At 72.0% G+C, this 23,622-nt stretch carries 21 protein-coding genes; 5 read left to right on the forward strand and 16 right to left on the reverse strand.

Annotated features, from left to right (window positions below; genetic code table 11):
- Window positions 1–188: 188 nt before the first annotated feature.
- On the reverse strand, window positions 189–1,799 hold the full coding sequence (locus ACFC79_RS14515; RefSeq protein ID WP_376239645.1) for an MDR family MFS transporter: 1,611 nt from the start codon (window positions 1,797–1,799) through the stop codon (window positions 189–191).
- Window positions 1,800–1,926: 127 nt separating this feature from the next.
- Here ACFC79_RS14515 and ACFC79_RS14520 point away from each other — a divergent pair, with 127 nt between their 5' ends.
- A complete protein-coding gene (locus ACFC79_RS14520; protein ID WP_376239647.1) occupies window positions 1,927–2,538 on the forward strand; it encodes a TetR/AcrR family transcriptional regulator in 612 nt (203 codons plus the stop codon).
- Between the two features lie 131 nt (window positions 2,539–2,669).
- Here ACFC79_RS14520 and ACFC79_RS14525 read toward each other — a convergent pair whose 3' ends face one another.
- Window positions 2,670–3,359, reverse strand: a complete 690-nt coding sequence (locus ACFC79_RS14525; protein ID WP_376239649.1) for a M23 family metallopeptidase — start codon at window positions 3,357–3,359, stop codon at window positions 2,670–2,672.
- 612 nt (window positions 3,360–3,971) lie between these two features.
- On the opposite strand from ACFC79_RS14525, the gene ACFC79_RS14530 reads away from it, so the two are divergent.
- Both ACFC79_RS14530 and ACFC79_RS14535 read left to right on the forward strand, forming a co-directional pair.
- Window positions 3,972–4,382, forward strand: coding sequence for a trypco2 family protein (locus tag ACFC79_RS14530; protein ID WP_376239650.1), 411 nt, complete (start codon window positions 3,972–3,974; stop codon window positions 4,380–4,382).
- Window positions 4,379–7,633 (forward strand): NACHT domain-containing protein, encoded by a 3,255-nt coding sequence (locus ACFC79_RS14535; RefSeq protein WP_376239653.1) that lies wholly within the window; start codon window positions 4,379–4,381, stop codon window positions 7,631–7,633. The genes ACFC79_RS14530 and ACFC79_RS14535 overlap by 4 nt, the downstream gene beginning before the upstream one ends.
- A gap of 104 nt (window positions 7,634–7,737) precedes the next feature.
- Here the strand turns inward: ACFC79_RS14535 and ACFC79_RS14540 are convergent, their stop codons facing one another.
- From ACFC79_RS14540 to ACFC79_RS14595, 12 genes are all read right to left on the reverse strand, one after another.
- A complete protein-coding gene (locus ACFC79_RS14540; RefSeq protein ID WP_376239655.1) occupies window positions 7,738–10,266 on the reverse strand; it encodes an ATP-dependent Clp protease ATP-binding subunit in 2,529 nt (842 codons plus the stop codon).
- An 830-nt stretch (window positions 10,267–11,096) separates the two neighbouring features.
- Window positions 11,097–11,240 (reverse strand): hypothetical protein, encoded by a 144-nt coding sequence (locus ACFC79_RS14545; protein WP_376239657.1) that lies wholly within the window; start codon window positions 11,238–11,240, stop codon window positions 11,097–11,099.
- Window positions 11,241–11,292: 52 nt separating this feature from the next.
- Window positions 11,293–11,628, reverse strand: a complete 336-nt coding sequence (locus ACFC79_RS14550) for an Lsr2 family protein (RefSeq protein WP_376239660.1) — start codon at window positions 11,626–11,628, stop codon at window positions 11,293–11,295.
- Between the two features lie 144 nt (window positions 11,629–11,772).
- Window positions 11,773–12,330 carry an amino-acid N-acetyltransferase gene (locus ACFC79_RS14555; RefSeq protein ID WP_376239663.1) on the reverse strand — a complete coding sequence of 186 codons (558 nt, stop codon included), beginning with the start codon at window positions 12,328–12,330 and terminating at the stop codon, window positions 11,773–11,775.
- A 9-nt stretch (window positions 12,331–12,339) separates the two neighbouring features.
- Window positions 12,340–12,903 carry a BlaI/MecI/CopY family transcriptional regulator gene (locus tag ACFC79_RS14560; RefSeq protein WP_376239665.1) on the reverse strand — a complete coding sequence of 188 codons (564 nt, stop codon included), beginning with the start codon at window positions 12,901–12,903 and terminating at the stop codon, window positions 12,340–12,342.
- A gap of 112 nt (window positions 12,904–13,015) precedes the next feature.
- Window positions 13,016–13,192, reverse strand: coding sequence for a hypothetical protein (locus ACFC79_RS14565; protein WP_376239667.1), 177 nt, complete (start codon window positions 13,190–13,192; stop codon window positions 13,016–13,018).
- A gap of 60 nt (window positions 13,193–13,252) precedes the next feature.
- Window positions 13,253–13,849, reverse strand: coding sequence for a hypothetical protein (locus tag ACFC79_RS14570; RefSeq protein WP_376240165.1), 597 nt, complete (start codon window positions 13,847–13,849; stop codon window positions 13,253–13,255).
- Between the two features lie 138 nt (window positions 13,850–13,987).
- A complete protein-coding gene (locus tag ACFC79_RS14575; protein WP_376239669.1) occupies window positions 13,988–14,785 on the reverse strand; it encodes a type III pantothenate kinase in 798 nt (265 codons plus the stop codon).
- Window positions 14,785–15,816, reverse strand: a complete 1,032-nt coding sequence (nadC, locus tag ACFC79_RS14580) for a carboxylating nicotinate-nucleotide diphosphorylase (RefSeq protein WP_376239672.1) — start codon at window positions 15,814–15,816, stop codon at window positions 14,785–14,787. The genes ACFC79_RS14575 and nadC overlap by 1 nt, the downstream gene beginning before the upstream one ends.
- A gap of 2 nt (window positions 15,817–15,818) precedes the next feature.
- On the reverse strand, window positions 15,819–17,573 hold the full coding sequence (locus ACFC79_RS14585) for an L-aspartate oxidase (protein WP_376239674.1): 1,755 nt from the start codon (window positions 17,571–17,573) through the stop codon (window positions 15,819–15,821).
- Window positions 17,570–18,811 carry a pantoate--beta-alanine ligase gene (gene panC, locus ACFC79_RS14590; RefSeq protein WP_376239676.1) on the reverse strand — a complete coding sequence of 414 codons (1,242 nt, stop codon included), beginning with the start codon at window positions 18,809–18,811 and terminating at the stop codon, window positions 17,570–17,572. Before panC ends, ACFC79_RS14585 begins: the two co-directional genes overlap by 4 nt.
- Window positions 18,808–19,758, reverse strand: coding sequence for a Rossmann-like and DUF2520 domain-containing protein (locus ACFC79_RS14595; RefSeq protein WP_376239678.1), 951 nt, complete (start codon window positions 19,756–19,758; stop codon window positions 18,808–18,810). The genes panC and ACFC79_RS14595 overlap by 4 nt, the downstream gene beginning before the upstream one ends.
- A gap of 348 nt (window positions 19,759–20,106) precedes the next feature.
- On the opposite strand from ACFC79_RS14595, the gene ACFC79_RS14600 reads away from it, so the two are divergent.
- Window positions 20,107–21,369 (forward strand): threonine aldolase family protein, encoded by a 1,263-nt coding sequence (locus tag ACFC79_RS14600; RefSeq protein ID WP_376239679.1) that lies wholly within the window; start codon window positions 20,107–20,109, stop codon window positions 21,367–21,369.
- 60 nt (window positions 21,370–21,429) lie between these two features.
- Here ACFC79_RS14600 and ACFC79_RS14605 read toward each other — a convergent pair whose 3' ends face one another.
- Entirely contained in the window at window positions 21,430–21,672 is a 243-nt protein-coding gene (locus ACFC79_RS14605; protein WP_376239682.1) for a hypothetical protein, read from the reverse strand.
- A 104-nt stretch (window positions 21,673–21,776) separates the two neighbouring features.
- Here ACFC79_RS14605 and ACFC79_RS14610 point away from each other — a divergent pair, with 104 nt between their 5' ends.
- Entirely contained in the window at window positions 21,777–22,877 is a 1,101-nt protein-coding gene (locus ACFC79_RS14610) for a DUF5937 family protein (protein WP_376240167.1), read from the forward strand.
- A 19-nt stretch (window positions 22,878–22,896) separates the two neighbouring features.
- Here the strand turns inward: ACFC79_RS14610 and ACFC79_RS14615 are convergent, their stop codons facing one another.
- A complete protein-coding gene (locus tag ACFC79_RS14615) occupies window positions 22,897–23,577 on the reverse strand; it encodes a response regulator (RefSeq protein ID WP_376239685.1) in 681 nt (226 codons plus the stop codon).
- Window positions 23,578–23,622: the final 45 nt, after the last annotated feature.

The raw sequence follows: 23,622 nt of genomic DNA on the forward strand, positions 1-23,622 counted from the left end.
GACCTGCCCCGGCAGGTCGAACGTGCCCTCGGCCGGTGCCGGTCGGACACGGGCCCATGCGGGGCTTCCCGGGAACCACGAGGAACCCGCGGCCGGTACCGGCCGGACCAGGACCGGTACGGGACCGCCCCGAGCACGCGGTGGGGCCCTCGGGACGTATCCCGAGGGCCCCACCTGACAACCGACGCCTATCGGGCGGCCGGTGCCCGCCCGACGACCGGATCCGCGTCGCGCGACGGCACCTCCTTCTGTCCGGCGCCCGGACCCGTGCCGCGCAGCGGCACCTCCTTGACGAACACCGCCGCGAGCAGGGCGATCACTCCGACCGAGGCGGCCACCAGGAACGCGAGGTGCGTACCGGACGACACCGCGAACCGGTACGCCTCGTGCACCGCCTCCGGCAGCTTCGCCAGGCTCGCCGCGTCCAGCTGCGCCGAACCGGCCGTGGCCGCCCCGCCGCCCCGGGCCACCATCTCGTCCTGCACCTGCCCCGTGAACAGCGCGCCCATGATCGCGACGCCGAACGAGCTGCCCAGCGTGCGGAAGAGGGTGGTCGCGGAGGAGGCGACGCCCATGTCCTTCATCTCCACGCTGTTCTGCGCGACGAGCATCGTGATCTGCATCAGGAAGCCCATGCCCGCGCCGAGCACCGCCATGTAGACGCCCGAGGTGAGCCGGGTGGTGTCGGTGTCCATCCGGGAGAGCAGGAACAGGCCGGTCACCATCAGTGCCGACCCCAGGATCGGGAAGACCTTGTACTTGCCCGTGCTGGTGGTGACACGTCCGGCGATCAGCGACACGAACATCATCGCCAGCAGCATCGGCAGGAGCAGCAGTCCCGAGTTGGTCGCCGAGGCGCCCTGGACGGCCTGCTGGTACAGCGGCAGGAACAGCACCGCGCCGAACATCACGAACCCGGCCATGAAGCCGACCACGGACATCAGTGTGAAGTTGCGGTTGCGGAAGATGTGCAACGGGATGATCGGCTCCGCGGCCCGCGTCTCGACGAGGACGAAGCCGATGAGCGCGACGACGCCGATCGCGGCGAGTTCCATGATCATGGCGGAGCCCCAGGCGTACTCCGTACCGCCCCAGGTCGTGACCAGCACGATCGCGGTGATGCCGACGGTCAGCAGCGCGGCGCCGAGGTAGTCGACCTTCTTCCGGGCGTGCTCCCGCTTCGGCAGGTGCAGCACGGTGGTGACCATGGCGAGGGCGACCGCGCCCAGCGGCAGGTTGATGTAGAAGCTCCAGCGCCAGCCGAGGTGGTCGGTGATGGTGCCGCCGACCAGCGGTCCGCCGATCATGGCGATGGCCATGACACCGGCCATCATGCCCTGGTACTTGCCGCGCTCCCGGGGCGGCACCAGGTCGCCGATGATCGCCATGACGCCGACCATCAGACCGCCCGCGCCGAGCCCCTGCACCGCGCGGAAACCGATCAGCTGCCCCATGTCCTGGGCCATCCCGCTCAGCACCGAGCCGATCAGGAAGATCACGATGGACATGAGGAATATGCCCTTGCGCCCGTACATGTCGCCGAGCTTGCCCCAGATGGGGGTGGAGGCCGCGGTCGCCAGGGTGTACGCGGTGACCACCCAGGACAGGTGTGCCAGGCCGCCGAGGTCGCCGACGATCGTCGGCATTGCCGTGCCGACGATCAGGTTGTCCAGCATGGCGAGCAGCATCGTGATCATCAGGGCGAGAATCACCACCCGGACACTGCGCTGCCTGCTCCCGGAACTGTCGCCGGGCGGGGCCTCCACCCCGGCGCCCGCCGTTTTCACCGTGTCGGACATGTCCGTCCCCCACTCCCCTGTTCACCTGTACGCACCCGGCGCTTACTTGCCGCCCGGCTAGTTGATTACACTGGGCAAAGTAGACCTGCTGCTAGCCGGTCGTCAAGTAAGTTTCGAGGAGAGAGCCATGGGCAGCACGCCGCAGCCACGCCGGGGCAACACGCGCCAGCGGATTCAGGACGTCGCCCTGGAACTCTTCGCCGAGCAGGGCTACGAGAAGACCTCGCTGCGCGAGATCGCGGAGCGGCTGGAGGTCACCAAGGCCGCGCTGTATTACCACTTCAAGACCAAGGAGGACATCCTGGTCAGCATCTTCGACGACCTGAACCGGCCGGTCGAGGAGTTGATCGAGTGGGGCGGGCAGCAGCCGCGCACCCTGGAGACCAGGAGGGAGATCCTGCGCCGCTACGGCGAGGCGCTGACCTCCGCGGCCCCGTTGTTCCGCTTCATGCAGGAGAACCAGGCGGCCGTGCGCGACCTGAGCATCGGCACGACCATGAAGGACCGCGTGGTCGCGCTGGTCGACCTGATCAGGGAGCCCGACGCGCCCCTGGCCGATCAGGTGCGCTGCTTCACCGCACTCTTCGCGATGCACGCGGGCATGTTCGCCCTCAGGGACGCCGAGGGCAGCCCCGAGGAGAAGCAGGCGGCCGTCCTCGAAGTCGCCGTCGAGCTGGTGACCCGGGCCCACGACGCGCGCACCGGCGCCGACACCCCGGGGAGCAAGGGGGAGTCGTAGGACGCCGGGAGCCCGCCCCCCGTCGCCCCCCGGTCGCCGGGCACCGCGGACACGCCGCACGACGGCTTGCTTCGGGCCGGTCGGGGACGTCCGGCCGGGAGACGCCGGACGAGGCCGTCCGACCGGTCGGGTCAGACCTTGACGCCCTTCTGGTGCAGGAACGAGACCGGGTTGACCGCGGAGCCGTAGTCGGCGGTGTGGCGGATCTCGAAGTGCAGGTGCGGGCCGCTGGAGTTGCCGGTGTTGCCGGAGAGCGCGATCCGGTCACCGGTCTTCACGGTCTGGCCGATGCGCACGTCGATCTGCGAGAGGTGCGCGTACTGCGAGTACGTGCCGTTGCCGTGCTTGATCACGACCGCGTTGCCGTACGCCGGGCCGTCGCCGCCGCCGTTCGGGCCGGCCTTCACGACGGTGCCGCTGTGCGCGGCCTCGACCTTCGTGCCGACCGGGACGGCGAAGTCCTGGCCGGAGTGCTTGTGGGCCCAGCGGCTGCCGTCGTTGCCGTAGCTCGCGCTCAGCTCGTAGCGGCTCACCGGCCTCTCCCAGCCGGCCGCCTTCTTCGCGGCCGCCCTCTCGGCGGCGGCGCGCTCGGCCTTGGCGGTCTCGGCAGCCTTGCCCTGCGCTGCCGCCTGTCGGGCGACCGAGTCGGCAGCCGCGCCGTCGATCAGGTTCGCGACCTGGGGGGCGCCCGCCGTGCCGGCCGCGAACGCAGCGCCCGCACCGAACACCATCGTCGTCCCCAGACCGGCGGCCACCACGGCGCCACGGACACGGGACAGGGACGGGCGGCGGGAGTGCTGGAACGAAACGCGCTTCGACATATGCGGAAATCCTCCGGAGATGACGGGACCCGACGCTTCAGCCGGGCTGGCCATCCCTTGGTAACCCGCAACCCCATCTCCACCCAAACACCCCATCTACGAACAAAAGCCGTAACAACGGCCCCGGGAATACACCACGGACCTCCCCCACCCACCCCTCGGATCCGGCGCGCTCCGGACGGACCCCACCGCAGGTCAAAAGCCCAAAAACGGACTAAACCTATCTATCCAGAATTCTTTCCCCTTCGGGTGCGGCACCCCGTCCCTCACCCGGGCACCGGCCGCCGCCGCGCGCACCGCGCACCCCCCTATCGCCCGTAGTAGGCCCGAAACGGGCTGTGTGCCTTGTCACCGCCGGAGGCCCCGAGCCTGTCCGTTTCGGGACCTTCGGCCCGCCGCCCGGCCAAGCGGTGTCCTGTAATCCCTGGTGGGTCAGCGCGCGGCGTCAGATGCGGTGCATCGCAAGGCGGAGGGACGCCCGCATACCGGATGTATGTGGACGTTCCGACAACGCGGCGAGGTGCCGTAGCTGTCGTCGCGCGCCCACCAGGGATTACGGGACACCGCTTACGCTGGCACGGCAACCGAATCGGCTCCCGGGGGGACGCGGCCATGACCGGCAATGCGACAGGCGACAGGCACGGCAACAGGAACAGCACCGGGGACAGCGGCAGGGACAACGGCAGCGACATCGACGGCATCGAGCTCGCCGACGCCGTCGAGTCGATCCGCAACCAGCTCATCGACGCCGCGGGCCGCGCGACCGGCCGCCCCGTGGCCTTCGAGGTCGGCGACATCCAGATGGAGTTCACCCTTGAACTCCGCAAGGAGTTCAAGGGCGGCACCAGGGTGAAGGCATGGGTGGTCGACGCGGGTGCCGACGCCTCCCGCACCACCGGCCGCACCCACAAGGTGGCGTTCACCCTGAAACCGCGCGATGCCGCGACCGGCGAGCCCTGGCGGATCGGTCACGAGGACGCGGGCAGCACGGCGCACTTCGGCCGCGGACCGGCACGGCCGTGAGCACGGCACGCCCCCCGGCGCCCGCGTCGTCCGAATCCCGCACGGTCGTCGTCCTCGGCTCCGGGGGCGTCCAGGGCAGCGGCGTGCTGCTCACCGACCGGCTGGTCCTCACCTGTGCCCACGTGGTGCGCGGCGGCAGTCATGCCCGTGTCGTCCACCCCCTGCTGGCGGACCGCACCACGACCGCGGTCGCGTGGATCGACCACGACCTCGACGCCGCACTCCTGCTGGCCCCGGAACCAGTACTTCCGCTCTCCCCGGTGCGGCTCGGAGTCCTCGGCGGCGAACAGGTGCTCCCCGGCTGCGAGGTCACGGGTTTCCCCGACATCCAGCGCTACGGACCCGAACGTCATCTGGAGGCCGACCAGTACGCGGCCACCGTGCTGCCGATGGCCGGGCAGCTGCGCGGCCTGCTCGTCTGCGAACTGGACGGCCCGCCGCCCGAAGGGAACGGATCGCGGCCCCCGTCGCTGCGCGGGTTGTCCGGCGGACCGCTCTTCGCCGGGCACGTCCTGCTCGGCATCGCGCGGCAGATCCCCCGGCAGCGCGACGGCCGGCGCGTGGAGTGCGTACCGCTCGCCCCGCTCCTCGCCTCGCGCCCCTTCGAACGCGTCTTCCGGCAGTCCGGCACGCCCCTGCGCCACGAACGCGTCCACGGCCACTTCCCCCGCGACGCACGGTACGAGGAGGAGTACGCGACCGCCCTCGGCGCCGCCTACCGGCGCACGAAGATCTTCGGACTGGACGAGCTGGGCCGACGCGACTCCGAATGGGACCTCGACACCGCCTATCTCAGCCTGGAGGCCCAGCAGAACCCCGCCGGACCGGCCCCGCGCGCCGTCCGGTCGCCGCAGCGGATCGACGCCCTGCTCTCCGACCGCCCCCGGGTACTGCTGCGCGGCGAGGCGGGCGCCGGGAAGACCACACTGCTGTGGTGGCTGGCCGCACACGCCTCGGCCCGCACCCTGAGCCCCCGGCTGGCCGCGCTCAACGGCCTGGTGCCCTTCGTCGTCCCGCTGCGCACCCTGCGCGCCCAGGGCGGCACCTTCCCCGCCCCCGCCCAGCTGCCCGCCGCGGCCAGGCTGGTGATCGACGAGGCACCGGACGGCTGGGTCGGCCGGGTCCTGGAGTCCGGCCGGGCCCTGCTGCTGGTCGACGGGCTGGACGAGGTCCCCCAGGACGACCGCGAGCAGGCGCACGACTGGCTGTCCCGCCTCCTCGCCCGGTACCCGGACATCCGCTGCGTCGTCACGGTCCGCCCGCTGGCCGTCGAGCCCGACTGGCTGGTCTCGCAGGACTTCGAGGAACTGCGGCTGCTGCCGATGCGGAACGAGGACATCGAGGCATTCGTCACCGCCTGGCACCGCGCCGCCCGGCTGGACGACGACGACCACGACACCCTGCGCCGCCTCGAACAGGACCTGACCCAGCAGTTCGCCCAGAACCCCGCGCTGCGCAACCTGGCCCGGACCCCGCTGCTCTGCGCGGTGATCTGCGCCCTGCACCGACGCCGCCAGGGCATCCTGCCGGAGACCCGCTGGAGCCTGTACGACTCGGCACTCACCATGCTGCTCGGCGACCGCGACAAACAGCGCAGGATCGAGGCCCCCGAAGGCATCGAGATGAACGTGGAGGAGCAGGCACAGCTCCTCCAGCGCATCGCCATCTGGCTGGTGCGCGGCGGCCAGTCGGAGCTCCGGCGCTCCCAGGCACTGCGCCAGCTGGAACGGGCACTGCCCGGAATGGAACAGGTCCGCAGCCAGGGTTCGGCCGAGGAGATCCTCACCCATCTGCTCAACCGCAGCGGGGTCCTCCAGGAACGCGCCGACGGCGTCTACCAGTTCGCCCACCGCACCTTCCAGGACTTCCTCGCCGCCAAGGAATTCGTCGAGGGCGACCAGCTGAACGAACTGCTCGGCCGGGCCGGATCCCAGCAGTGGCACGACGTCATCCTGCTGGCCGCCGGTCATTGCGGGCGGCGCGAACACCCCGTCCTGGTCAACGGCCTGCTCGACGCGCGGCTCGGCCCCTCCGACACCGTCTCCCCGGACGAGATCCACATCCTCGCCGCCCTCTGCGCGCAGCACGCGACCTGGCTGGACGAACGGACCCGCGACCGGGTCCGCGCCGTCGTGGACGCGCTGTTCCCGCCGAAGTCCGACCGGGACATCCGGCTGCTGGCCCGCCTGGGACCGGCCGCCCTGAACCACCTGCCCGATCCGTCGACCGCCGGGCTCACCCCCGAGGACGCCCGGACCGCCGCGGAACTGATCAACGAGGTGGGCGGTGCGAAGGCCGTGCCGTACGCCCGCCGCTGGGCGCTCGCCCATCAGAACCTCAGCTATCGGTTCCGGGAGAGCTGGCACAGGTACCCGGTCGCCGAGTACGCCGAGCGGGTCCTCGCCACCTTCGACCTGGGGTACGAGCTGCTGAAGATCACCTCCCGGGAACAGCTGTCCGCCCTGCGTCATCTGCCGTCCGCCCGGAACCTGCGGATCACCGGCGGCTTCACCTCCGCCGAGCTCCGGGCGGCGCTGCGCGGCAGGGCCTGGGCCGATCTCGTCATCGCGGAGAACCCCCTCGTGACGGATCTGGCGTTCCTGGCGGACTGCGGGGAGCAGCTCAGGGACCTGTCTCTGCACGACTGCCCGGCCGTGCAGGATCTCGGTCCGCTCGTCGGACTCCGCGCGCTGCGCTCGCTCCAGCTGGACGTGAGCCGGCTGCCCGACACCGCGCTCTCGGTGCTGGCCTCCGCCTCGGGCCGGCTGAGCTACCTCGACCTGCGCAACGTGACGGCCGGCCGGCTCAGTCGGCTGCCCTCCCATCCGCAGGTGCGTTCCCTGGGCATCCGCGGGACGGGCCTCGTGGAGGTCGACTCGCTCCAGGGCTGGACGCACCTGGAGAGCCTCCACCTGGAGACGCTCACTCCGGTGCGGCCCCTGCTCGCGGCCCTGCGCCGGGCCCCGCGCGTTGTCGACGTCACGATGCGGGTGGTGTCGCTGACCGAGTTCGAGGGCGAGGCGGCCGTGCCGTCCGTCAAGGAACTGGTGCTCCGCTGCGAGACGGACACGACCGGTGGGTTCGAACAGATCCCCCGGATCTTCCCGGCGCTGAGGTCGTTCCTCTTCACGCCTCCCGCATTCGGGGAGCCCATCGACCTGACGCCGCTCGAAGCCCTGCGGGGGCTGAGGGTCGCCATCACCGGCAACCACCAGTCCGTCGGCGGCGAGGGCCTGGTGGTCGACCCCTGACCGTACCGGGCGCGAGAAGGGGGCTGCCCCGGACCGTTTCCACGGTCCGGGGCAGCCCCCTTCGAACAATTCGGCTCAGGCGCTCACGCGCCCGGGCGCGTCCCTCACACGTCCTTCGACATGTTCGGACCGGCACCGCCCGCAGCCTGCTCGATCGGCGGGACGTCCGGCAGGGCCGACTTCTCCTCGCCGCGGAAGGTGAAGGTCTTCTCCTCGCCCTCGCCCTCCGTGCCGACGACCACGATGTGGCCGGGGCGCAGCTCGCCGAAGAGGATCTTCTCGGAGAGGACGTCCTCGATCTCGCGCTGGATCGTCCGGCGCAGCGGCCGGGCGCCCATCACGGGGTCGTAGCCCTTCTTCGCCAGGAGCGACTTGGCCTCCGAGCTCAGCTCGATGCCCATGTCGCGGTCCTTGAGGCGCTCGTCCACCTTGGCGAGCATGAGGTCGACGATCTGGATGATGTCGTCCTCGCTGAGCTGGTGGAAGACGACGGTGTCGTCGACACGGTTGAGGAACTCGGGGCGGAAGTGCTGCTTGAGCTCTTCGTTGACCTTGTTCTTCATCCGCTCGTACCCGGTCTTGACGTCGCCCTGGGCGGCGAAGCCCAGGTTGAAGCCCTTGGAGATGTCCCGGGTCCCGAGGTTGGTCGTCATGATGATGACCGTGTTCTTGAAGTCCACGACCCGACCCTGGGAGTCGGTCAGACGACCGTCCTCCAGAATCTGGAGCAGGGAATTGAAGATATCGGGGTGGGCCTTCTCGACCTCGTCGAAGAGAACGACGGAGAACGGCTTGCGGCGCACCTTCTCGGTGAGCTGGCCGCCCTCTTCGTAACCCACGTAACCGGGGGGCGAACCGAAGAGGCGGGAAACCGTGTGCTTCTCGCTGAACTCCGACATGTCGAGAGCGATCAGCGCGTCCTCGTCGCCGAAGAGGAATTCGGCGAGCGTCTTGGAGAGTTCGGTCTTACCGACACCGGACGGGCCGGCGAAGATGAACGAACCACCGGGGCGCTTCGGGTCCTTCAGACCGGCTCGCGTACGACGGATCGCCTGCGAGAGGGCCTTGATGGCGTCCTTCTGACCGATGACGCGCTTGTGGAGCTCGTCCTCCATGCGCAGCAGACGGGAGGACTCCTCCTCCGTCAGCTTGAAGACCGGGATGCCGGTCGCGGTGGCGAGGACCTCGGCGATCAGCTCGCCGTCGACCTCGGCCACGACGTCCATGTCGCCGGCCTTCCACTCCTTCTCGCGCTTGGTCTTCGCGGCGAGGAGCTGCTTCTCCTTGTCCCGCAGGGACGCGGCCTTCTCGAAGTCCTGCGAGTCGATCGCGGACTCCTTGTCGCGGCGGACGCCCGCGATCTTCTCGTCGAACTCGCGGAGGTCCGGCGGCGCGGTCATCCGGCGGATGCGCATCCGGGAACCGGCCTCGTCGATCAGGTCGATCGCCTTGTCCGGCAGGAAGCGGTCGGAGATGTAGCGGTCCGCCAGGGTCGCGGCCTGGACCAGCGCCTCGTCCGTGATGGAGACGCGGTGGTGGGCCTCGTAGCGGTCGCGCAGACCCTTGAGGATCTCGATCGTGTGCGGCAGCGACGGCTCGGCGACCTGGATGGGCTGGAAGCGGCGCTCCAGCGCGGCGTCCTTCTCCAGGTGCTTGCGGTACTCGTCGAGCGTGGTGGCACCGATGGTCTGGAGCTCACCGCGGGCCAGCATCGGCTTGAGGATGCTGGCGGCGTCGATCGCGCCCTCGGCGGCACCCGCACCCACCAGGGTGTGGAGCTCGTCGATGAACAGGATGATGTCGCCGCGGGTGCGGATCTCCTTGAGGACCTTCTTCAGGCGCTCCTCGAAGTCACCGCGGTAGCGGGAGCCGGCGACCAGCGCGCCGAGGTCGAGGGTGTAGAGGTGCTTGTCCTTGAGGGTCTCGGGCACCTCGCCCTTGACGATGGCCTGGGCCAGGCCCTCGACGACCGCCGTCTTGCCGACGCCGGGCTCGCCGATGAGAACCGGGTTGTTCTTGGTACGGCGGGACAGCACCTGCATGACCCGCTCGATCTCCTTCTCGCGCCCGATGACCGGGTCGAGCTTGGACTCGCGGGCCGCCTGGGTGAGATTCCGGCCGAACTGGTCGAGCACCAGGGACGTGGAGGGGGTGCCCTCCGCGGGGCCGCCCGCTGTGGCCGCCTCCTTGCTGCCGGAGTACCCGGAGAGCAGCTGGATGACCTGCTGCCGCACCCGGTTGAGGTCGGCGCCGAGCTTCACGAGGACCTGGGCGGCGACGCCCTCGCCCTCGCGGATCAGGCCGAGCAGGATGTGCTCGGTGCCGATGTAGTTGTGGCCGAGCTGAAGGGCCTCGCGGAGCGACAGCTCCAGGACCTTCTTGGCCCGGGGTGTGAAGGGGATGTGCCCGGACGGGGCCTGCTGGCCCTGGCCGATGATCTCCTCCACCTGCTGGCGGACCGCCTCGAGCGAAATCCCGAGGCTCTCCAGGGCCTTAGCGGCGACACCCTCACCCTCGTGGATCAGGCCCAGGAGGATGTGCTCGGTGCCGATGTAGTTGTGGTTGAGCATCCGGGCTTCTTCCTGAGCCAGGACGACAACCCGCCGCGCGCGGTCGGTGAACCTCTCGAACATCGTTAATCGCTCCTCAGAGCGGTCAGGCAGTAAGGGGTCGGTCCCCTCCCTGTCCTTCCGCAGCTTAGTCCCGCAAGCGGGGACCGCTCATTCCAACTGCCGCCACCGTCCTTGGCCTCCTGCCCCGAACGCCGACATCTGCTCCAACCCGATGGTGCGAGACGATGTTCCCGCAGGCCAGGCAGATACGCCTATCGCCAGTACGCCGATGGCGAACGTGAGACGCCCGAACCTGCGTGTCGCCCCTCCCCACCAGTCATGTCTTACCCGCAATTACAGACAGTCCATGCGGCGCATGCCGGTTCCCTCCGCTATGGGCGAACATTTTTGCGCCGCCTCACACGCCCATAAAACCGCATTTCGGACATGTCGCGCATCCCAAGCGGACTCTGCGTAACCCCTGGAGGTCGCCGTCCGCCCCTCCGGCGGGTTCGTCACCGTCCGGATCCCCCTCCGGTGCCCGACGGCGGGCGGAGGAGCCGGGACGCGGGCGCGCGCCGGGCGCGACGGCACGAGCACGGACTCGGACAGAGGACTTGGACATCGCGCCGACACCGCGCCGGTACGACTGCCGGCCGGGCCGCGGTTCGGCATCCCCGCAGCACCCCTGTCCGCCGACCGGGCACACGGCGCACAGGTCGATCGCACCGGGCCGGTGCAGCCGGTCGTCGGCCGGACGGGCCCACCGGTGACAGCGCGAACCGCCGGGGCATTGCCCGGACCGCTCGACCGGACGGCCGAAGCGGGGCGGGGACGTCCTCCCGCCGGCCGCCTTCGGCAGCGGCGGCCGGATCACCGCTCCGTCGCCCCGGGCAGAGGCGGCACAGCGGTCAGAGGCCGCCGTACGGCTGCGGCCCCCGGGCTGCCGCACGAGGGGAGAGCCGGTGCTCCCGGATCTCGTCGGTCCCGGGAGCGGCGACGAGGGCGCTCCCGGTCTCGTGCGGCTCGTGGACGCGATGGCGGAGGAATGCCACCGGGTCCGGTTGTCGCGTGCCCAACAGGGCGGTCGACCCATCGGTCGACCGCTCAGCTGTTGGCCTTCTCGTAAGCCTCACGGATCTCCGCGGGAACACGGCCGCGGTCATTCACATTGTGCCCGTTCTCGCGGGCCCACTTACGGATCTCGGCGGTGTCCTTGTTGCCACCGGCAACCGCGCGGCCCCGGCCGCGACCGGCCGCGGCACGGCCACCCGTACGCCGACCGCTCTTGGTGTACGGCTCAAGAAGACCGCGAAGCTTGTCCGCGTTGCTCGTGGTGAGGTCAATCTCGTACGTCTTGCCATCCAGGGCGAACGTGACCGTCTCGTCCGCCTCGCCGCCGTCGAGGTCGTCCACAAGAAGGACCTGAACCTTCTGTGCCACCGGATTTCCTTTCATCGAAAATGCAGTACGCGGAAAGGAAACCGCTTTTCCCCGGAAAACACAAACCCTCGGCAGAGGTTCAGGAGCACAAGAAGCCGGGAAACATGCGCGATTCGGACATAGAGTCACGGCTTCTTGTGACCGTCACAGGTGCAGAAGCATCCGGCTGTTGCCCAAGGTGTTCGGCTTCACCCGTTCGAGACCGAGGAACTCCGCCACGCCCTCGTCATAGGAACGCAGCAGCTCGCTGTAGACATCTCCGTCGACCGGTGTCTCTCCGATCTCCACGAAGCCGTGCTTCGCGAAGAAGTCGACTTCGAAGGTCAGACAAAAAACTCGCCGTACGCCCAGCCATCGAGCGGTCTGCAACAACTTGTCAAGGACTTGATGCCCGACACCGGCACCCCTGATGCTGTGATCGACGGCGAGAGTACGCACTTCGGCCAGGTCTTCCCACATCACGTGCAGGGCGCCGCATCCGATGACCCGGGCGTCCTCGTCGCGTTCCGCGACCCAGAACTCCTGGATGTCCTCGTAAAGCGTCACCGTCGCTTTGTCGAGCAGGATCCCTTCGCGTACGTATCCGTCGAGGAGACGGCGGACCGACGCCACATCACTGGTCCTGGCACGTCGGACGGTGACCGCCACGTTTATAACCGACGGCTCGGTACGGAAATCGGTATGCGGAAGCTCTGAGGACATACCCCGACGCTATCGCCCGGCCTCCGGAGGCGCTTCATCGCCCGGAACTTCGGCCCTCTCCGCGCTCTGCTCCACGTCCCGATCGGCGCCCGTCCGTCCGTTCGGTCGATCCGCCGGCCCGCCTGCCCGTTCGTCCCGGGACTCGGCCTCCGCCGGGGCTTCGGCTCCGCCGTCCGGCATCTCGCGCCCCGATGCCGCCGAAACGCCCTGGAGGTCCGGAACAATGATCCGCATGGCGTCCTGGAGCGCCTCGCGCTGTTCGGCCGACATCATCCCGAAGAAGGCGACAAGGGCGGCCGCCGGGTTGTCGCTGCGCGACCAGGCTTCGTTCATCAGTGCGGCCGAGTATGCGGCACGGGTGGAGACCGCCGTATATCGATATGCGCGGCCGTCGACTTCCCTGCGCACCCAGCCCTTCTGATGGAGATTGTCCATTACCGTCATGACGGTGGTGTAGGCGATGGAGCGTTCCCGCTGAAGGTCTTCGAGGACTTCCCGCACGGTGACCGGGCGGTTCCATTGCCAGACCCGTGTCATCACGGCGTCTTCCAGTTCTCCCAATTGACGGGGCACAATGTCACCTTAGTACCACTTGCCCGAAATGACCGGGTATTCATGCGACAAAAGGGCGCACGGCTCGTCATGAGCCGTGCGCCCTTTCACGCACTGCGGGAGAGCGGGACGCTCAGGCGCCGCCGCTCGGGGTCTGCCGGACCGACTCGGCGCGGCCGATCGCCGCGTCCACGGCCGCGTCCTCCTTGGCCTTGTTGGGGCCGCCCTGGCTCTTGATGATCGTCACGACGAGGCCGATGAAGAAGACGGCCATCACCACGGGGGGCACGAGCGCCGATACATAGTCCATGGCGTCCAGAGTAGCGAGGCCGGTGCCGGGTCCCGCGCGCACCCTCCGCGTTGCGGCCCGCTATCCGGCGGCCCGCTGCCGGGGCGGCGGGGCCGGGCGCCGACGCGGCGGGAACACCTCGGACGGCTTGGGCGCCGGGCGTTCGGAGGGGGCGGCCGGCCGGGGCGGAGTCCGGGGCACCTTGGGCTGTTCGGGCTCGGCACCGGTGCCGCCGGTGTCGGCACCCCGTCCGCCGGGCAGGGCCAGCAGGCGGCTGCGCGGCGCGGGGGCCGTCGCGGAGGCGACGCGCCCGGCGAGCCGGGCCCGCACCGACCGTTCCGCGAGCACCTGGCAGCGTTCCAGGAGTGCCGCCGCCACCGGCCGGTGACGCAGGGCGCGCAGGGCGGCCAGGTCGTCGGGGCGGGGATCGTACCCGCCCGCCAGCGCGTCCTGGAGGAGTTCCAGGTAACCGGCGACGGAGCCGGGCAGGGCGTCGCGGTAGCGGGCGAGGTCGGCGAGGAGGAAGGCGCGCAGCCGTCCCGCCTCCCCGACCGCCTCGTCGACCGCGCCGGCCAGGCGCAGGCACTCCTGGACGTCCTCGTCGGGCAGGGGAGCGGGATGGAGGGCGACGGCGAGGGCGCGCCGGAGCACACGCAACTCGTCCGCGCCGAACGCCATACCGCCGCGTGTTCCGTAAGGCGTGGGCATGGCGCGACCATACGTGCTAATTGGACAAAATCGGCTTAACCGGTCACCGGCGGCGCGGCGGCTCCAGCCCCCGCGCCGCCGCGTTCCCGCAGGTGCGCCGGGGTCCGGCTACATCCGGGAGACGTTCCGCTCGTACACCAGGCGCAGGCCGACGAGGGTCAGCCACGGCTCGTGCTCGTCGATCACGGAGGACTCGCCCAACACCATCGGAGCAAGGCCGCCCGTCGCGATGACCGTGACGTCGTCGGGGTCGGCCGCCAGCTCCTTCTTCATCCGGGCGACGACCCCGTCGACCTGGCCGGCGAAGCCGTAGATGATGCCCGCCTGCATCGCCTCGACCGTGTTCTTCCCGATCACGCTGCGCGGCCGGGCCAGCTCGATCTTGCGGAGCTGGGCACCCCTGACACCGAGCGCCTCGACCGAGATCTCGATGCCGGGCGCGATCACGCCGCCCGCGTACTCGCCGCGGGCGGAGACCGCGTCGAAGGTGGTGGCCGTGCCGAAGTCGACGACGATCGCCGGACCGCCGTACAGGTCGACGGCGGCGACCGCGTTGATGATGCGGTCCGCGCCGACCTCCTTCGGGTTGTCCATCAGGATCGGCACGCCGGTCTTGATGCCGGGCTCCACGAGGACCGCGGGCACGTCGCCGTAGTAGCGGCGGGTCACCTCGCGCAGCTCGTGCAGGACGGCAGGGACCGTGGAGCAGATCGCGATGCCCTCGATGCCGTCGCCCAGCTCCTCGCCGAGCAGCGGGTGCATGCCCATCAGGCCCTGGAGCAGGACCGCGAGCTCGTCGGCGGTGCGGCGGGCGTCGGTGGAGATCCGCCAGTGCTCGACGATCTCCTCGCCGTCGAACAGGCCGAGGACGGTGTGGGTGTTGCCGACGTCGATGGTGAGCAGCATCAGGCTTCGGCCCCGTCGGTGTCGCGGAAGTCCAGGCCGATGTCGAGGATCGGCGAGGAGTGGGTGAGCGCGCCGACGGCCAGGTAGTCGACGCCCGCCTCGGCGTAGGCGCGTGCGGTGTCGAGGGAGAGCCGGCCGGACGACTCCAGGACCGCGCGGCCGCCGACCAGGGCGACGGCCTCGGCGGTCAGTGAGGGGGTGAAGTTGTCCAGCAGGATCAGGTCGGCGCCCGCGTCGATGACCTCGCGAACCTGCTGCAGGGTGTCGACCTCGACCTCGATCGGCACGTCCGGGAACGCGTCCCGGACCCGCTGGAACGCCTCGGCCACCCCGCCCGCCGCGATGACGTGGTTGTCCTTGACCAGGGCGGCGTCCGACAGCGACATGCGGTGGTTGACGCCGCCGCCGCAGCGCACCGCGTACTTCTCCATGGCGCGCAGGCCCGGCGTGGTCTTGCGGGTGTCGCGGACCTCGGCCTTGGTGCCCTCCAGCACGTCGGCCCAGGCGCGGGTGGCGGTCGCGATGCCGGAGAGCCGGCACAGCAGGTTGAGCGCGCTGCGCTCGCCGGTGAGCAGGTCGCGGGTGCGGGTGGTGACGGTCAGCAGCTTCTGGCCGGGGACGACCCGGTCGCCGTCCTCGACGTGCCGCTCGACCGCGAACTCGTCGGTGCAGACGATGGACAGGACGGCCTCGGCGATCCGCAGCCCGGCCACGACGCCGTTCTCGCGGGCGGTGAAGTCACCGGTGGCCACGGCGTCCTCGGAGACGGTGGCGACGGTGGTGACGTCGATGCCGCCGTCGAGGTCCTCCGCGAGGGCGACGTGCGCGACGTCCTCGACCTGGACCGGGTCCAGCCCCGCGTCGGCGAGGAGCCGGGCGAGGTCGGGGTCGAGGCCGCACTCCAGCTCGTCGACGTCCCCGCCGCAGCCGCAGCCGTCCCCGCAGCCGCCCGCGGACGGTGCGGGCACGCCGATCTGGATCAGCGGTACGTCCACGGGTTCGGGGCGCGGGTTCTCTTCGGGCGTGCTCACGGTTACGACTCCTCGGTGACGTCGGCGGGGTGGTTCGGGGGTGCTGCTGCGCAGTGTGACGGCTGCGCGGGGTCCACGGGGCCGAATGCCTCGGTCTCCGTCCGGCGCAGCACCGGGCGGCGCTCCGGGGTGAGCCGGACGACGAGGTGGCGGCGCCAGTTCTCGTCGTCGCGCTCGGGCCGGTCCTCGCGCCAGTGGCAGCCGCGGGTCTCCTCGCGGCGCTGCGCGGCGGCGACCAGGACGCGCGAGACGAGCAGCAGGTTGGTGGCCTCCCACGCGTGGACGCCGGGCTCCACGGGCTTGGGCCCGGCCCCGTCCGCGTCCCCGGCCGCGGCCCGGACGGCGTCGTCGTGGAGGGCTTCGAGCGCCTCGGCGGATGCGGCCAGGCTCTCGGCGGAACGCAGGACACCGGCGCCCCGGGTCATGATCCGCTGGACGGCGGTCCGGGCCTCGGGGTCGAGCAGCGGGGAGGGGGCCGGGCCGGGCTCGGTGACCGCGGCGCCCGCGCGGGGCCGGTGTCCGACGATGTCCGCGGCGATGCGCTCGGCGAAGACGAGGCCCTCCAGCAGGGAGTTGGACGCCAGCCGGTTGGCGCCGTGCACGCCGGTGCAGGCGACCTCGCCGCAGGCGTACAGGCCGGGGACGGTGGTGCGGCCCCGCAGGTCGGTGCGGACGCCGCCGGAGGCGTAGTGCGCGGCGGGCGCCACCGGGATCGGCTCGCTGACCGGGTCGATGCCGTGGGCGCGGCAGGCGGCGAGGATCGTGGGGAAGCGGTGCTCCCACATCTCGGCGCCGAAGTGGCGGGCGTCGAGGTACATGTGCTCGGTGCCGTGCAGTTCCATCTGCCGGGTGATGGCCTTGGCGACGATGTCGCGCGGGGCGAGTTCGGCGAGCTCGTGCCGGCCGAGCATGAAGCGGGTGCCCGACGCGTCGACGAGGTGGGCGCCCTCACCCCGTACCGCCTCCGACACCAGGGGCTGCTGGCCCTCGGAGTCGGCGCCGAGGAAGAGCACCGTGGGGTGGAACTGGACGAATTCGAGGTCGGAGACCTCGGCGCCGGCCCGCAGGGCCAGGGCGACGCCGTCGCCGGTGGAGACCGCCGGGTTGGTGGTGGCGGAGAAGACCTGGCCCATGCCACCGGTGGCGAGGACCACGGCGGGGGCGCGGACCGCGCCGACGCCGTCGTGCCGGCCCTCGCCCATGACGTGCAGGGTGACGCCCGCGGTACGGCCCTCGGCGTCGGTCAGGAGGTCCAGGACGAGGGCGTTCTCGACGGTGCGCAGGGCGGCCTCGCGGACCGCCCCGACCAGGGCCCGGGAGATCTCGGCCCCCGTGGCGTCGCCGCCCGCGTGGGCGATGCGGCGGCGGTGGTGGCCGCCCTCGCGGGTCAGCGCGATGTCGCCGCCGTCCGTGGTGTCGAAGCGGGCACCGGTCCCGATGAGCCGGCGCACCGCGTCCGGGCCCTCGGTGACCAGGGCTCGGACCGCGTCCTCGTCGCACAGACCCGCGCCCGCGACCAGGGTGTCGTCCAGGTGCTGCTGCGGGGTGTCGCCGTCGCCGAGGGCCGCGGCGATGCCGCCCTGCGCCCAGCGGGTGGAGCCGTCGTCGAGACGGGCCTTGGTGACGACGACGGTGGCGAGGCCCGCGGCGGCGCAGCGCAGTGCGGCGGTGAGACCTGCCACGCCCGAGCCGACCACCACGACGTCGGCGTCGATGGACCAGCCGGGGGCGGGGGCGGTCAGCCGTATTCCGGTCACGGGGTGGCTCCGAAGGTCAGCGGGATGTTGTCGATGAGGCGGGTCGTGCCGACCCTCGCGGCGACGGCGAGGATCGCCTCGCCGGTGGTGCGGTCGTCGGGGATCTCGGTGAAGTCGGCAGGGTCCACGAGCGCGAGGTAGTCCAGGGCCAGCGGCGGCTGTTCGGCGGCCGCGTCGTCGAGGACCAGCCGCGCGGCGGCCCGCACCGCCGCCGGTCCGTCGACCGGGCGGGCCAGGGCCACCGCCTGGGTGTCGGCGGCGGCGCGGGCCTCGCCGAGCGCGGTGAGCGCGGCGGCCCGGCCGGTGGTCGCCGCGGTGGTCTGCGCGCGGGCGTGCAGCGCCTGCTGGGCGGCGAGCCGGTCGTGCGCCGCGAACAGGGCCCGGGACAGGGCGAGGGCGGTGCGCCGTTCCGCCGCGTCCAGGAAGCGGTTGCGGCTGGACAGGGCGAGGCCGTCCGGCTCACGGACCGTCGCCACGCCGACGATCTCCACGGGGAAGTTCAGGTCGCGGACCATGCGCCGGATCAGTGCCAGCTGCTGGGCGTCCTTCTGCCCGTAGAACGCCAGGTCGGGGCGGGTGAGGTGGAGGAGCTTGGCGACGACGGTGAGCATGCCGTCGAAGTGCCCGGGGCGGCTGGCGCCCTCGAACCGCTCGCCCATGGGACCTGCCGAGATCCGGACCTGCGGTTCGCCGCCGGGGTAGACCTCGTCGACGGACGGCGCGAAAACGGCGTCGGCCCCGGCCGCGCCCGCCACGGCGAGGTCGGCGTCGAGGGTCCGGGGGTAGCGCTCCAGGTCGGCGGCCTCGCCGAACTGGAGCGGGTTGACGAAGACGGTGACGACGACCTGGCCGTCCGGACCCGCGGCGGCGCGCGCGGCACGGATCAGGGTGGCGTGGCCCTCGTGCAGGGCGCCCATGGTCATGACGACGGCCCGGGGGCCGTTGCGCGGGGCGAACGCGACGAGTTCGGCGGCCGTGCGGAGCAGGGCCGCCGCCGGGGTCCCGGCGGACGCGTGCGAGTCGGAGGCCCGGGAGGCGGACCCGGAGGCGGCGGACGCGTGCGAGTCGGACGCGGAGGCGATCGGCCCGGAGGCGGCGGACGCGGAAGCGGCGGACGCGGAGGTGGTGGTCATGGCGGCGGTGTTGTCGGTGGCGGCGGTGTTGTCGGTGGTGGGGCGGGGCATGTTGTCGGCGGCGGGGGCGTGGGTGGCCCCGGAACCGCCCGGTATGTGGGTCATCGGGACTCCCGGGGTCCGGCGCCGCCGGTGGTGCCGGGGTCGTCGGCCAGGACACCGAGCAGGTTCTCGGCCGGTTCCGGTTTGAGCATGCCGTGGGCGAGGGCGCGGTCGGCGGTGGCGCGGGCCATCGCGACGTAGCCGGCCACCGCCTGCGGCGCGTGCCTGCGCAGCTCGTCGATGTGCGCGGCGACCGTGCCCGCGTCGCCGCGGGCCACCGGGCCGGTCAGGGCGGCGTCGCCGGAGCGCAGGGCGTTGTCGAGCGCGGCGCCGAGCAGCGGACCGAGCATCCGGTCGGGGGCGGCGACCCCGGCCGTGCGCAGCAGCTCCATCGACTGGGCGACCAGGGTGACCAGGTGGTTCGCGCCGAGGGCGAGCGCCGCGTGGTAGAGCGGGCGGGCCTCCTCCGCGATCCACTCGGGCTCCCCGCCCATCTCGATGACCAGCGCTTCGGCGGCGAGCCGCAGTTCCTCGGGCGCGGTCACGCCGAAGGAGCAGCCGGCCAGCCGCTGGACGTCGACGGGGGTGCCGGTGAACGTCATCACCGGGTGCAGGGCCAGCGGCAGCGCACCGGCCCGCAGGGCGGGGTCCAGCACCTTCGTCCCGTACCGCCCCGACGCGTGGACGAGGAGCTGGCCGGGCCGTACCGCACCGGTTTGGGCCAGGCCCTCGACGAGTCCGGGCAGGGCGTCGTCGGGCACGGTCAGCAGGACCAGCTCGGCGCGGGCGAGCACCTCGGCGGGCGGCACCAGCGGTACCTCGGGAAGCAGCTCGGCGGCCCTGCGCACGGACGCGTCGGAGACTCCCGAGGCGGCGACCGGGCGGTGCCCGGCGAGGCGCAGCGAGGCGGCGAGTGCGGGGCCGACCCGGCCCGCGCCCACGACGCCGACCGTGAGCCGGGCGGGGCGGTCCCTCGCTTCGAGGGGTGCCTGAGAATTGGTTGCGTTCACGTGGCGACGGCCTTCCGTTCCAGTCCGCAGCGGGTACCGGACGATTCCTCTGCATGCTACGCCAGCGCTTCGCCCGGACCCCTGAGCGTCCACAGCCTGTGGAGGAAGCCCGCGGACCGGCGCGCCCGGGTGCGGGCCCTCAGGACGGGATGTGGAAGCCCGCGGACGAAGCCCACCGGCGCACGGGCGGAGTCCGACGCTCCGGTCTCCGCGGTGTGTGCGCGACCGGCCGCCGACGCCCGGTCGACCCCTCCGCATCGGCCCGTCCGCGTCGGCCCGTCCGCGTCGGCCCGTCCGCGGCCGGAAAACCATGCGGGGCCGGGCCCCGCACTGCGTGATGATCGTGCCATGACGGATACGGATACGGCAGACACCGGCGAGCAAGCACGACGGGCGCGGCCCCGACACGACACCCCGGCGGCGGACGGACAGCCGCCGACGGACGGACAGCCGCCGGAGGACGCCCGCGCCTCGCGCGAGGAGCAGCGGCAGCGCAGGCTGCGGGCCCTGCGCTCGGCCGAACGGGTCCTGAGCCGGCCGCCCATGCACCTCTCGCTCGGCGAGCGCCTGGCGGACCTGGCGGCGGGGGCCGGGTCCGTCACCGATCTCGACCGGCCCACCGACATGTACGGCGACGGCGTGGTCGCCGAGCTGGAGGAGCGGATAGCGGATCTGCTGGGCATGGAGGCCGCGGCGTTCTTCCCGACCGGGACGATGGCCCAGCAGGTCGCGCTGCGCTGCTGGGCCGGACGGACGGGCAGTCCCGTGGTCGCCCTGCACCCGCTGGCCCACCCCGAGGTGCACGAGCGCGGCGCGCTGGGCGCGGTGAGCGGCCTGCGCACCGTCCATCCGACGTCCGAGCCCCGGCAGCCCACTGCGCAGGAGATCCGTGACCTCGACGAGCCGTTCGGCACGCTGATGCTGGAGCTGCCGTTGCGCGACGCGGGCTTCGTCCTGCCCACCTGGGAGGAGCTCCAGGACGTGGTGGCGGCGGCGCGGGAACGCGATGCCGTGGTCCACGTCGACGGTGCTCGGCTGTGGGAGTGCGCCCCGCACTTCGGGCGGGAGCTGCCGGAGATCGCGGCGCTCGCGGACAGCGTGTACGTGTCGTTCTACAAGACCCTGGGCGGGCTCTCCGGGGCCGCGCTGGCCGGTCCCGCGTCCCTGATCGACGAGGCCCGCACCTGGCGCCACCGGTACGGCGGCCAGGTGTTCCAGCAGTTCCCGGCGGCGCTCGCCGCGCTGGTCGGACTGGACCGGGAACTGCCCCCGCTGCCGTCGTACGTGGCGCACGCGAAGGTGGTGGCCGAGGCGCTGGCGGAGGGGTTCGCGGCGGCCGGCGTCGGCTGGTACCGGGTGCATCCGGAGCCGCCGCACACACACCAGTTCCAGGTGTGGCTGCCGTACCCGGCGCGCGTCCTGACGGAGGCGGCGGTGCGGCAGGCGGAGGAGACGGGGGTCGCGCTCTTCGCCAACTGGCACACCGCGTCGGCCGGGCCGCCCGGTGTGGCCTTCACCGAGATCACGGTGGGGCGGGAAGGGCTGGAGTGGACGGCGGCCGACGTCCGGGAGGCGGTCGCGGCGTTCCTGGAACTGGTGGAGCCCGCCTGAGGTCCTGTCGCCGCGCACGGCCCGGACGGCCCCGGTGCGGCGCGCGCCGCACCGGCCGGCTCACCGCACGGCCCGGACGCGGCGGGCGAACGGAGCACGGGCACGGCGGCCGGTGAGCAGCGCCCGCAGCGCCGTCCGCCACCGGCCGCGCGCCGGGCGTTCCGCGATCACCGCGGCGAAACGGCGCCGGTCGCGGGCCCCGCGCACCACCTCCCAGTCGTGCCGGCCCGGCAGCGGCGGCGGCAGTTCGCCCCGCCGGGCCGCACGGTAGCTGTCGAACATCTGCTGCTGAATGGCGTCCATGAGCCCACCCTGGGCCGGACCCGGCCGACCCGCCCCGTCGTTTGACGGCCCCCGTCAAACGACGGGGGCCTCCCGCGCGCACCCCGCACCATGGAGGGGTGAGCGTGCACATCGACATCACGGGGCTGGCCCCCGAACGCATCGTCTTCGAGACCTCTCCCCTCGCCGAGCTGTGCCTGGCCCTGCACGCCCTCTCCGAACCCGGCCACCACCCGGGCCTGCACGGCTGGGCCACGGCGACCGCCAGCGCGCTGGAGCCCGATCTGGCCGACCGGCTGCACGAGGCCGACTTCCTGTGGCGCCACACGTTCTCGGACATCTTCATGGCGTTCGCCGGGGTCCGCGGCGGCAACGGCAGGACGGGCGCGAACCTCGCCGAGGACCTGGACATCCTCGACCGCCTCGACGACGAACGGTTCGTCACCGCCGCCCTGGAGTTCACCTGCACCAGCCTGTACGGGGTCGGCGCGCCCTCCCCGCTCGGGAACGCGACGATGAGCGCCAGGGCCCTGGAGATGGCGGCGGCGCGCGGCCCCCGCCAGGTGGAGTTCACCCAGCAGCTGCTGGCCGACCCCGCCCCGGTGCGCCGCTGGGTCCGGCGCCTGTTCGAGGACTGCGACCGGGCGTTCTTCGCCGACACCTGGCAGCGGGTCCGGGTCCAGTTGGTCGCCGACGCGCGGCACAAGACGGATCTGCTGCGGCGCAAGGGGCTCGCCGAGGCGCTGGAGGCGGTATCCGCGGCGCTGAGCGTCGACGAGGCCGGGAGCAGGATCAGCGCCGACAAGCTGTCCGAGGGCCGGACCAGCGCCGTGGAGCTCGGGCTCACCCTCATCCCGTCCACCTTCGGCTGGCCGCACCTGAACCTGCTGCACGCACCGGGCTGGCGTCCGGTGATCCACTACCCGGTGCACCAGCCGGAGCTGCCCTGCCCGGCCTCCGTGGAACTGCTCCAGCTGCGCATGGAGGCGCTGGCCCACCCGATGCGGATGCGCCTGTGCCGCCATCTCGCCCGCTCCGCGCACACCACCGGCGAACTCGCCGACACGCACGGCATCACGGCCCCCGAGGTCTCCCGGCACCTGTCGGTGCTGAAGAAGGCGGGCCTGGTCACCACCCGGCGGCGCGGCAGGTACGTGCTGCACCAGCTGGATCTGACCACCGTGGCCCGGCTCGGCAGCGACTTCCTGGAGGGCATCCTGCGCTGATCCGGTCCGGCCCCGCCGATCAGCCCGCGCCGCCCATCCCCCCGGCCCGGACCAGCCCCGACTCGTACGCGAGGACGACGACCTGCACCCGGTCGCGCAGTCCCAGTTTCGTGAGGATGCGGCCGACGTGCGTCTTCACGGTCGCCTCGGAGAGCACCAGCCGCGCCGCGATCTCACCGTTCGACAGGCCCTGCGCGACCAGCAGCATCACCTCGCGCTCGCGCTCGGTGAGCCGTGCGATGCCCTTGTGCCGCGGTTCGCTCGTGCCGCTCGGCAGCATCGAGGAGAAGCGGTCGAGCAGCCGGCGGGTGGTGGACGGGGCGACGACGGCGTCGCCGCTGTGCACCGCGCGGATCGCGCTCAGCAGCTCGGCGGGCGGCACGTCCTTGAGAAGGAAACCGCTGGCCCCGGCCTTCAGCCCGGAGAACGCGTACTCGTCGAGGTCGAACGTGGTCAGTATGAGCACCTTGGGCGCGCCCGGCTCCGCGCAGATGCGCCGGGTGGCCTCGACACCGTCCAGCCGCGGCATCCGGACGTCCATCAGCACCACGTCCACGGCGGTGGAGCGCAGGATGTCGACCGCCTCCGCGCCGTCTCCGGCCTCGGCCACGACCTCCATGTCCGGCTGCGCGGCGAGCACCATCCGGAAGCCGGTGCGCAGGAGCACCTGATCGTCGACGAGCATCACGCGGATCGCCATGAGGGTTCTGTCTCCTGTCTGTCCCGCTTCGTCCGAAGCGTGAGG

This window comes from Streptomyces sp. NPDC056061, assembly GCF_042266885.1.
Taxonomy (GTDB): Bacteria; Actinomycetota; Actinomycetes; order Streptomycetales; family Streptomycetaceae; genus Streptomyces.